Annotated in this window: 12 protein-coding genes; 9 read left to right on the top strand and 3 right to left on the bottom strand. The window is 59.1% G+C overall.

The window, feature by feature from the left end; all coding sequences use genetic code 11:
- The first annotated feature begins 172 nt into the window (after positions 1–172).
- The 4 genes from B5F27_RS15100 (at position 173) to rpsR (ending at position 1,952) form a co-directional block, all read left to right on the top strand.
- A complete protein-coding gene (locus tag B5F27_RS15100) occupies positions 173–736 on the top strand; it encodes a GNAT family N-acetyltransferase (protein ID WP_087368910.1) in 564 nt (187 codons plus the stop codon).
- Positions 737–857: 121 nt separating this feature from the next.
- Positions 858–1,142 carry a 30S ribosomal protein S6 gene (gene rpsF / locus B5F27_RS15095; protein ID WP_087245861.1) on the top strand — a complete coding sequence of 95 codons (285 nt, stop codon included), beginning with the start codon at positions 858–860 and terminating at the stop codon, positions 1,140–1,142.
- A 28-nt stretch (positions 1,143–1,170) separates the two neighbouring features.
- Positions 1,171–1,650 carry a single-stranded DNA-binding protein gene (locus B5F27_RS15090; protein ID WP_087245859.1) on the top strand — a complete coding sequence of 160 codons (480 nt, stop codon included), beginning with the start codon at positions 1,171–1,173 and terminating at the stop codon, positions 1,648–1,650.
- Between the two features lie 44 nt (positions 1,651–1,694).
- The gene (gene rpsR, locus B5F27_RS15085) at positions 1,695–1,952 is read left to right on the top strand and encodes a 30S ribosomal protein S18 (RefSeq protein ID WP_087228743.1); all 258 of its coding nucleotides are present in this window, start codon (positions 1,695–1,697) and stop codon (positions 1,950–1,952) included.
- A 161-nt stretch (positions 1,953–2,113) separates the two neighbouring features.
- Here rpsR and B5F27_RS15080 read toward each other — a convergent pair whose 3' ends face one another.
- Together B5F27_RS15080 and B5F27_RS15075 are read right to left on the bottom strand one after the other, a co-directional pair.
- On the bottom strand, positions 2,114–2,989 hold the full coding sequence (locus B5F27_RS15080) for a UTP--glucose-1-phosphate uridylyltransferase (RefSeq protein WP_087368909.1): 876 nt from the start codon (positions 2,987–2,989) through the stop codon (positions 2,114–2,116).
- Between the two features lie 34 nt (positions 2,990–3,023).
- Positions 3,024–3,983 carry an RING finger protein gene (locus tag B5F27_RS15075; protein WP_087368908.1) on the bottom strand — a complete coding sequence of 320 codons (960 nt, stop codon included), beginning with the start codon at positions 3,981–3,983 and terminating at the stop codon, positions 3,024–3,026.
- Positions 3,984–4,414: 431 nt separating this feature from the next.
- Here B5F27_RS15075 and B5F27_RS15070 point away from each other — a divergent pair, with 431 nt between their 5' ends.
- The 5 genes from B5F27_RS15070 to B5F27_RS15050 all read left to right on the top strand — a co-directional run bounded on the left by B5F27_RS15070 (position 4,415) and on the right by B5F27_RS15050 (position 9,057).
- Entirely contained in the window at positions 4,415–5,179 is a 765-nt protein-coding gene (locus tag B5F27_RS15070; protein WP_087368907.1) for an AAA family ATPase, read from the top strand.
- Positions 5,176–5,898, top strand: a complete 723-nt coding sequence (locus B5F27_RS15065) for a YkgJ family cysteine cluster protein (protein WP_087368906.1) — start codon at positions 5,176–5,178, stop codon at positions 5,896–5,898. The genes B5F27_RS15070 and B5F27_RS15065 overlap by 4 nt, the downstream gene beginning before the upstream one ends.
- 209 nt (positions 5,899–6,107) lie before the next feature.
- Positions 6,108–7,142: an ABC transporter substrate-binding protein gene (locus B5F27_RS15060; RefSeq protein WP_087245849.1), complete on the top strand. Its 1,035-nt coding sequence runs from the start codon at positions 6,108–6,110 to the stop codon at positions 7,140–7,142.
- Positions 7,143–7,322: 180 nt separating this feature from the next.
- The gene (locus B5F27_RS15055; protein WP_087245846.1) at positions 7,323–8,270 is read left to right on the top strand and encodes an ABC transporter permease; all 948 of its coding nucleotides are present in this window, start codon (positions 7,323–7,325) and stop codon (positions 8,268–8,270) included.
- Complete coding sequence (locus B5F27_RS15050; RefSeq protein WP_087368905.1) at positions 8,263–9,057, top strand: ABC transporter ATP-binding protein; 795 nt, start codon at positions 8,263–8,265, stop codon at positions 9,055–9,057. Before B5F27_RS15055 ends, B5F27_RS15050 begins: the two co-directional genes overlap by 8 nt.
- A 118-nt stretch (positions 9,058–9,175) precedes the next feature.
- On the opposite strand, the gene B5F27_RS15045 is transcribed toward B5F27_RS15050, so the two are convergent.
- Positions 9,176–9,399, bottom strand: a 224-nt coding sequence (locus B5F27_RS15045) for an integrase core domain-containing protein (RefSeq protein ID WP_144066552.1), incomplete at its 5' end; no start/stop codon positions are given.

Raw genomic sequence — 9,399 nt, 5'->3', positions numbered from 1 at the left:
CCTGAATGTGGCTGTATTTTCTGGGCATAGCAAAGACCTCCTGTAGTAGTTTTATTCTACCACAGGAGGCCTTCTTTTTTCACTGTCTACTTTTACTGGAGCGGTTCACGGCGCGGGGCTTGCTTTTTGCAGCGTGGTCTGTTAGGATGGACCGTACAGGGGAGGGGAGAAGATGAAATCCATGCTTTTGGTGCGGCCGGCTCCGGAGTATGCTGAAGCCATTGCTGACTTTCGCCGGGAATGTCTGGACGCCGGCAGCCGGATGGATGGCTGCGGTCCGCTGCGCCGGATGGAAGACCCCATGGACTGGGTTCGTTACTGCCAGGCCTGGGACACCGATGGACCCTTGCCGGAAGGGGTGGACTGGGTGCGCTCCACCCAGTTTTTGTACATTCGGCCGGAGGATGGGAAGATGGTGGGCACCATCCAGGTGCGGCACAGATTCAATGACTTTCTGGCCGCCTATGGCGGGCATATCGGCTACTCGGTCCGCCCCTCCGAGCGGAGGAAAGGCTACGCTGCCCGGATGCTGCAGGACACCCTGCCGTTCTGCCGGCAGATCGGCCTGGAAAAGGTTCTGATCAGCTGCCGGACCGACAATGTGGGCAGCCGAAAGACTATTCTGGCCAACGGCGGAGTCTATGAATCCACCGTCTTTGTGGCGGGCCGGGATGAAGAACTGGAGCGCTATTGGATTGATCTAAATAATTTCCAAAAATCCGAAAATTGTGATTGACAATTTGTCCTGGGCTTGGTATAATGAATTGCTGTCTGTAAAGACGGCCCCGCGAAAGAAGGTCTTTTGCGGATCCTTGGCCTCATTGGAGGCCCTTAAGTCCAAAAGGAGGTGCACAAAAATGGCAAAGTACGAAACCATGCTGATTACCACCGCCACCCTCGACGAGGAGGCTACCGCCGCTCTGGTCGGTAAGTTCAAGACCCTGATCGAGGCCAACGGCACGATCGATTCCATCGACGAGTGGGGCAAGCGCCGTCTGGCATACCCCATCAACGACGAGAACGAGGGCGTCTACACTGTGATTAACTTCACCAGCGAGCCCGACTTCCCCGCCGAGCTGGACCGTGTGTACAAGATCACCGAGGGTGTCATGCGCTCTCTGATCGTTGCAAAGGAAGACTAATTCCACCGGGTACAAGGAGTCCTGTCTTATGTTGAATGTTGTTGTCATCATGGGCCGCCTGGTGGCGGACCCCGAGCTTCGCACCACCACCAACGGGATCAATCTGGCGCGGTTCCGCATCGCATGCGACCGCAGCTACTCTCGTCAGAGTGAGCAGCGTCAGACCGATTTTCTGGACGTTGTGGCCTGGCGCCAGCAGGCGGATTTCGTCTGCAAATACTTCCAGAAGGGCAGCCTGATCATCATTGAGGGCAGCATCCAGACCCGTCAGTACCAGGACAAGAGCGGCAACAACCGCACTGGTGTGGAGATCGTGGCCAACAACATCAACTTTGGCGGCCCCAAGAACTCCGGAACCAATGGAGGCGGCTCGGCATATCCTGCCAGCCAGCCCCGCTCGAACGCTCCGTCTGCCCGTCCGTCCTCCATTGAGGCGGTCCCCAGCTATTCGGCAGGGGATACCGATGACTTCGCCGTCATCGACGACAGCGACGATCTGCCGTTCTGAGCGTCCATCTCGACTGAAAAATTCAAACAGGAGGTAAACCAGCAATGGCTTTTGAGAAGAACGAAGGCTCTCGCCCCGCACGTCCCGTGCGCCGCGGCCGCAAGAAGGTCTGCAGTTTCTGCGTCGATCGTATTGACGAGATCGATTACAAGGATGTTGCTCGCCTGCGCAAGTATGTTTCTGAGCGTGCAAAGATCATTCCCCGTCGTGTGACCGGCACCTGCGCTTATCATCAGCGCGCCCTGACCGTGGCCATCAAGCGTGCTCGTCACGTTGCTCTGATGCCCTACGTCAGCGACTAATCGCTCACAACCCCAGTTCAAAACAATCAGCAAATCAGCAATCAGCAATGAACGCCGCCCGTTTCACGATGGGCGGCGTTTTTCTGTGATTTGCAGTGACAGCAAAAAGCCCATCCCCGGTCAGGGGATGGGCTTTGTCTATCTGCGACGGAATCAGGCGCTCACAGGGTCTTGCAGAACTCCTTGAGGTAGGCCCGGAAGGCCTCGCCGATTTCGGGGTGCTGAAGGGCCATTTCCACCTGGGCCTGCACCACACAGAGCTTGTTGCCCATGTCGTAATGCTTGCCGGTGAATTCCACGGCGGTCATGCCGCCCTTGGTGCGGGCGAATTCAGCCATGGCGTCGGTCAGCTGGATTTCGCCGCCGGCGCCTGGCTTGGTAGCCGCCAGCAGGGGATAGATCTTGGGGGTCAGCAGCACCCGGCCGAGAATGGAATAGTTGCTGAACTCCTGGCCCTTTTTGGGCTTTTCGATCATGTCGTCCACAAAGAAATAGTTGTCCCGGATGGGGGTGGTTTTGAGGCTGCAATAGCGGCTCACATCCTCCCAGGGCACTGCCGAGACGCCGGCGGCCGGACGGCCAAAGGCTTCATAGGCGCGGATCAGCTGGGCACAGACGGGGTCTTCGCCCACGATGACATCGTCGCCATAGATGACCACAAAGGGATCGTCTCCGGTAAAGGGCTGCGCCATGCTCACGGCGTGGCCCAGACCGAGGGTCTGCTTCTGGCGGACAAAATAGATGTTGGCCAGGTTGGCAATGCCGAGGCATTCCTCCAGCATTTTTTCCTTGCCGGGGGCAGCCAGTTTGGCTTCCAGCTCGGGGCTGCGGTCAAAGTGATCTTCGATGATGGTCTGGCCGCGGCTGAGAATGATCAGGATGTCGGTGATGCCGGAGCGGACCGCCTCCTCCACCAAATACTGGATGGCGGGCTTGTCTACAATGGGCAGCATTCCCTTGGGCATGGCTTTGGTGGCGGGCAGCACCCGCGTGCCCAGACCGGCCGCAGGAATGACGGCTTTTTTGACGGCTTTCATAAGGGACCTCCTTCGGTATTTGAGTGGATGGATATCACAGCAGCAGAGAAGTCACTGCCTCAACATTGGGGCCCAGCAGCAGGCTGAACAGAGCGCCTGCCACGACCATTGCGGTAAACACGCCCACCACAGCGGCCCAGCTGACGCCGCCCTGGGCGCGCAGAACGGCTTCCCGCTGGGCTTTCTCGGGGAACTCAGCCTCGATGCGGCGGATGCGCTCCGCGGCGGAACGGCGGTACAGATACTTGGCGAACATGCCGCTGAGAACCATCACCACAAAGCTGAGGATGGATGCAATCTGCGCCAGCAGGATGAGGGTGGAGGAGCTGATGGCGGGGGCGAGAGAACTCTCGCTGAGGACCAGCAGTTCCAGCAGAGCGGGCAGGTTCAGGAGCAGATCCACCGCCAGGAAGGCGAAAGCCGGCTTCCAGGCTTTGCGGTAGAAGAAATACAGCGGGCCGAACAGAAGGGCCGAGAAACAGACCGAGCTCTTGCGGCCGTACCGCTGCATCCGGGCAAATTCCCGCAGGTAGGTGGGGCTGGCCGGGCCGATGTAGGTGGCCCAGTCATCCCCGGAAATTCCGTCGATGGGTTCCACGGCGCTGGCTGCGCTGGACTGCCAGGTGCCGCCCTGGGCCTCCTGATAGAGGCGGGCGTAGTTGAAGCCGCCTCCGGCGGGCTGCTGGGCCTGACGGGATGCGTCCACCCGGGGCGGGGGAGTCTGCCCGTTGCCAAAGAGATAACCGCAGTGGCTGCACCGGGTGGCGGATTCAGGATTGGGTGCGCCGCAGTTGGGGCATTTGTGCTCCGGCCGGGCCGAAGCAGGGGGTGTCCATTCAAAGGAGCCGTGTTTGTTAGCGTAGACACAGGCGCCCTGATTCTCGTAGCACACCCGGTGATAGGGTGCACCGCAGTCGGGACAGACGACAATATCGTCCGTATCGGTCAGAGGTTTGCCGCAGACCGAACAGGGACAACCGGTAAATTGATACATAAAAGCCTCCGGATTCAAGTGATATTGTAAGCTTAGTATACTCTCTATGCGTAGAAAAGAAAAGCTAAAGCTTCAAATTCCGGCTTTTGCCGCTGATTTTGAAAGAACGAATCGGCAAAAACCAGAGCCTCCTCGCCTGCAGCGGCCTGGAATGGGCCTTTACCGCGGGCAAACGGCGGGGCAGAGCATGGGGATGCTCTGTAGATAGGGCCATTATAGCACGAAATCTTGAAAAAACTAAAAACAAATCCCGGATTGCGTTTGAATATTTAAAAAAGAAGGACCTGTCCGCCCGCCTCTGCCGCGGAAAAGGCGGCTGGGACGCCGCAGCGGATGGGGGACGGGAAATTCTGCGGCCCGGAAAATTGACAGCGCCCGCCGCGCCGTGCTATCCTTACATGGAACAAGAGGAAAAAGGAGGCGGAACCAAGATGGATGAGCGCTATCTCCGGGCGGTGGAAATCGATTGGAGCAAATTGCCGCGGGATTCCTGGCTGAGAGACATTCCGGCCCTGCGTCAACTGGGACAGCTGCGGTTTGACCGCAACATCACCCTTCTGGCCGGAGAAAACGGCACCGGCAAGTCCACTCTGCTGGAAGGAATCGCGGTAAACTGCGGCTTCAACCCGGAGGGCGGCACCATCAACTATCGGTTTTCCACCTTTGACGAGGGAGACGGGCTGGCGCAGGCCATGCGGGTGTCCAGAGGGTTCCGCCGGCCGCCCTCTGGCTATTTCTTCCGGGCAGAGAGCTTTTTCAATGTGGCCAGCCAGGCGGAAGTCTACCGCAACAGCGGCCTGGGGCCGGTTCCCAAAGAGATCTATTATGAGCGCTTTGGGGGAAAGGCCCTTCATGAGCAGTCCCACGGAGAGAGCTTTCTGGGGTGGTTTCAGTCCTGCAATGAGCAGGGTCTGTACCTGATGGACGAGCCGGAGGCGGCGCTCTCGCCCCAGCGTCAGCTGGCCCTGCTGGTGCAGATGGTTCGGATGGCCCGGGCGGGGGCGCAGTTTGTGATTGCCTCCCACTCGCCGATTTTGCTGGGCGCGCCGGATGCCCGGATTCTGTCCTTTGACGAGACCGGCGTCCACCCCTGCACCTATGAAGAAACCGGAAGCTACCAGCTGACGCAGCTATTCCTGGAAAATCGGGAACGGCTGATCGAACAGCTTCTGCGGGAGGATGAGGAGGATGTATGAGAGACCACGAGATTGACCTGTGCGGCGCCGAAAATGGCGGCCGGAGCCCGGAAATGCCCTTTCTGGAACGGGATGCCGCCTTTTCGTTCCGGTGTGCCGGTTGCGGCGGATGCTGCCGCGGGCGGGAGGATATCGTCCTGTCGGGATATGACCTCTACCGGCTGTCCCGGCGTCTGGGCCTGCCGCCCAAACTGACCGCCCGGGCCTTCTGCAAAATGTACATTGGAACAGTCAGCCACCTCCCGGTGCTCCGGCTGATGCCGGTCAAAGAGGAACACAACAACTGTCCCTTTTTCACCGAAAACCGCTGCGCCGTCCATGAAGCCCGCCCGCTGGTCTGCGCCCTCTATCCACTGGGGCAGGAAATCAGCCCGGCGGGGGAGGTGCAGTATTATTTCCAGGCCACCCGGTGCGGCGGCCCGGTCCATCAGGCGAATTTGACGGATTATCTGGAAAGCCAGGGGATTGCCCAGCGGGAACCGCTGGACATCCGATGGGCCCAGTGCTGTATGGCCCTGGAACAGGAGGCTCCGGCCTGGGAGCAGGCGCTCCACCCGGTGGTGCTGCGGCGGTTTCAGGCAAAACTGGAGGAGGCTCTCTATTACCGCTACGATTTGAACCGTCCCTGGCTGGAGCAGCTGGAAGAAAATCTTGCCTGGCTGAAAGAGGAGCGGACCCGACTGGAAAAGATGCAGCAGAACATTCATCGAAAAAAGTAATGGATAAATTCGACACAATCGATAATTGGGGCGCTTCAGGAGAATAAATCTCCGGCTCTCGTCTTGTAATCCATGGGAAAGTGTGCTATACTTCACAAGCGTAAAGCAGTTCACACGTGTGAAGTGAAAGGGCAGCCTTTGGGCGGCTGGTTTCCTGCGGGTCCTGTTCCCCGCGGCACACGCAGTATAAGATAGAGGAGAGTTTTGTTATGCGTAAGATTTCCCGTCGTTCGTTCCTGGCTGTTTCTGCGGCTGCTGCAGCTGCCGGCATCCTGTCGGCCTGCGGTTCTTCTTCGTCTTCCACCGCGGCATCCACCGCATCGTCTGCCGCTGCTTCGGCAGGTTCGGCCGCATCGGCCGCATCGGGTGAGAGCTATACGGTGGGCATCTGCCAGCTGGTGGAGCATGAGGCGCTGGACGCCGCCACCCAGGGCTTCCAGGACGCCCTGACCGACCAGTTCGGCGACGCCGTCACCTTTGACCTGCAGAACGCGCAGAACGATACGGCCACCTGTGCCACCATCTGCAACGGCTTTGTCTCGGCCGGCGTGGACCTGATTCTGGCCAACGCCACCGCCGCCCTGCAGGCCGCACAGGCCGCCACCGCCGATATCCCCGTCCTGGGCACCTCCATCACCGAGTACGGCGTGGCCCTGGGTCTGGATGACTTTGACGGCACCGTGGGCGGCAACATTTCGGGTACTTCCGACCTGGCTCCCCTGGATGAGCAGGCTGCTATGATTCTGGAGTGGATGCCGGAGGCCAAGACCGCTGGCCTGCTCTACTGCTCGGCCGAGGCCAACAGCCAGTATCAGGTGGATGTGGTGCAGGCTGAGCTGGAGGCTGCCGGCCTGACCGTTACCCAGTATCCCTTCTCGGATTCCAACGACCTGTCCTCGGTCTGCCAGCAGGCTGCTGCCGACAACGACATCCTGTATGTTCCCACCGATAACACCGTCGCCGCCAATACCGGCATTGTGGACGGCATCTGCCGCCCCATGAAGAAGCCGGTCTTCGCAGGCGAGGAGGGCATCTGCAAGGGTTGCGGCGTCGCCACCCTGTCCATCAGCTACTATGACCTGGGCTACACCACCGGCGAGATGGCCGCCCAGATCCTGACCGGCGAGGCGGATATCTCCACCATGCCCATCCAGTACACCAACGTCACCAAGAAGTACAACCAGACCATCTGCGATGAGCTGGGGCTGACGGTTCCGGAGGGGTACGAGGCCATCGAGGCGTAAATCCTCTTTCTTAAATCAAACCAGACGGGGAGAATGGGAAGCCATCCGCCCCGCCTTTTGCGTACACGACCGTCGGGGCGTTTTTGCTCCGGCGGTCGCGGGCACATTTACGGTTTTTGTTCCGGCGCCGCCGGGCAGGGAAGATCCGGCGGAACTACGTAAAAATGAGGAGGAATTGTTTTGGAAGTCTTAGCGAGACTGGCAAATCTGCCCGGCGCTCTGCCGGGAGCCTGCGCGCAGGGCCTGATCTGGGGTATTATGGCCATCGGCGTGTACATCACTTATCGCATTCTGGATGTGGCCGACCTGACGGTGGACGGCTCTTTCGGTACCGGCGGCGCGGTCTGCGTCATGGCTCTGCTGGCGGGCTGCAATATCTGGGTGGCCCTGCTGCTGGCTCTGGTGGCCGGCCTGCTGTGCGGCCTGGTCACCGGCCTGCTCCACACCTTTATGGGCATCCCGGCGATTCTGGCCGGCATCCTGACCCAGTTGTCCCTCTACTCCATCAACCTGAAGATTCTGGGCAAGGCCAACCAGTCCATTAACGTGGATAAGTACAACCTGCTGATCTCTCTGCGCTGGGTCAAGGAATGGGCCCTCCGCAACCCGGTGTTTATGGTCATCCTGATTACGGCGGTCCTGATCGGGGTTCTCTACTGGTTCTTCGGCACCGAGCTGGGCTGCGGCATCCGCGCCACCGGTTCCAATCCCAACATGAGCCGCGCTCAGGGCATCAACACCAACTTCAATATTGTTCTGGGCCTGATGGTGTCCAATGCGCTGGTGGCGGTGTCGGGCGCTCTGCTGAGCCAGTATCAGGGCTTTGCAGATGTCAGCATGGGCCGAGGCGCCATCGTCATCGGCCTGGCCGCCGTCATCATCGGCGAGGCCATCTTTGGCCGGATTTTCCGCAACTTCGCCCTCAAGCTGTTTGCGGTGTCCATCGGCGCTGTGATCTACTACATTGTCATCCAGCTGGTTCTGACTTTGGGCTTTGATGCCAACCTGCTCAAGCTGCTGTCGGCCGCTGTGGTTGCCATCTTCCTGGCAGTCCCGTACTGGAAGGGGAAGTACTTCTCCAAGCCCGTCCCCAAAAAGGTTCAGAAGGAGGACGAAACCCATGCTTGATATCCAGAACATTTCCAAGACTTTTAACGCAGGCACCGTCAACGAAAAGACGGCCCTGAACCATCTCTCCCTCCATCTGAACGAGGGCGACTTCGTCACCGTCATCGGCGGCAACGGCGCAGGCAAGTCCACCATGCTGAATGCGGTGGCTGGTGTCTGGCCGGTGGATACCGGCAAAATCATGATCGACGGCACCGATGTGACCCGCCTGGGTGAACATCAGCGGGCCAAGTACATTGGCCGGGTGTTCCAGGACCCCATGACCGGCACCGCCGCCACCATGCAGATCGAGGAAAACCTGGCCCTGGCAGCCCGCCGCGGCAAACCCCGTACCCTGCGGGTGGGCATCACCAAAAAGGAGCGGGAGGAATACCGCGAGCTGCTCAAGACCCTGGACCTGGGCCTGGAAGACCGTCTGACCGCCAAAGTGGGCCTGCTGTCGGGCGGCCAGCGCCAGGCGCTGACCCTGCTGATGGCCACCATGACCCAGCCCAAACTCCTGCTGCTGGATGAGCACACCGCCGCTCTGGACCCCAAAACCGCCCTGAAGGTGCTGACCCTGTCGGCCAAGCTGGTGGCGGAACACAACCTGACTACCCTGATGATTACCCATAACATGAAGGACGCCATCAAATACGGCAACCGCCTGATTATGATGCACGAGGGCCATATCATCTATGATGTCAGCGGCGAGGAAAAGAAGAAGCTGAAGGTAGCCGACCTGCTGGCCAAGTTCCAGACCGCCAGCGGCGATGAACTGGCCAATGACCGGATGATTCTCTCCTGATAAAATCGAGGTTCTTCCATCTGCTGAGAAAACGCCTCCGCATGCAGAACAAACGCTGCTGAACCGGTCCAAATTGTGTGGACAGTACAAAAAAGCCCCAAGTGTAGGAGATTAGGATTCAGTAGGAGTGGCGGAGCGTTAGCGGAGCCACTCCTGCTTTCGTTTGGATTCGCTCGTGGTTATAAAACTGGATGTATCGGTCGATCATGTCGTTGGCCTCGGAGAATGTAGCAGGTTTGCGGCGGTAGATGCACTCTGTTTTGAGGATAGAGAAGAAATTTTCAGCCATCGCGTTGTCATACGGATTTCCCCGTCTTGACATAGATGGTGTAATGCCGTATT

The sequence above is a fragment of the Faecalibacterium sp. An192 genome, assembly GCF_002160175.1.
GTDB lineage: Bacteria > Bacillota > Clostridia > Oscillospirales > Ruminococcaceae > Faecalibacterium.
This window is presented reverse-complemented; position numbering and strand designations above follow the sequence as displayed.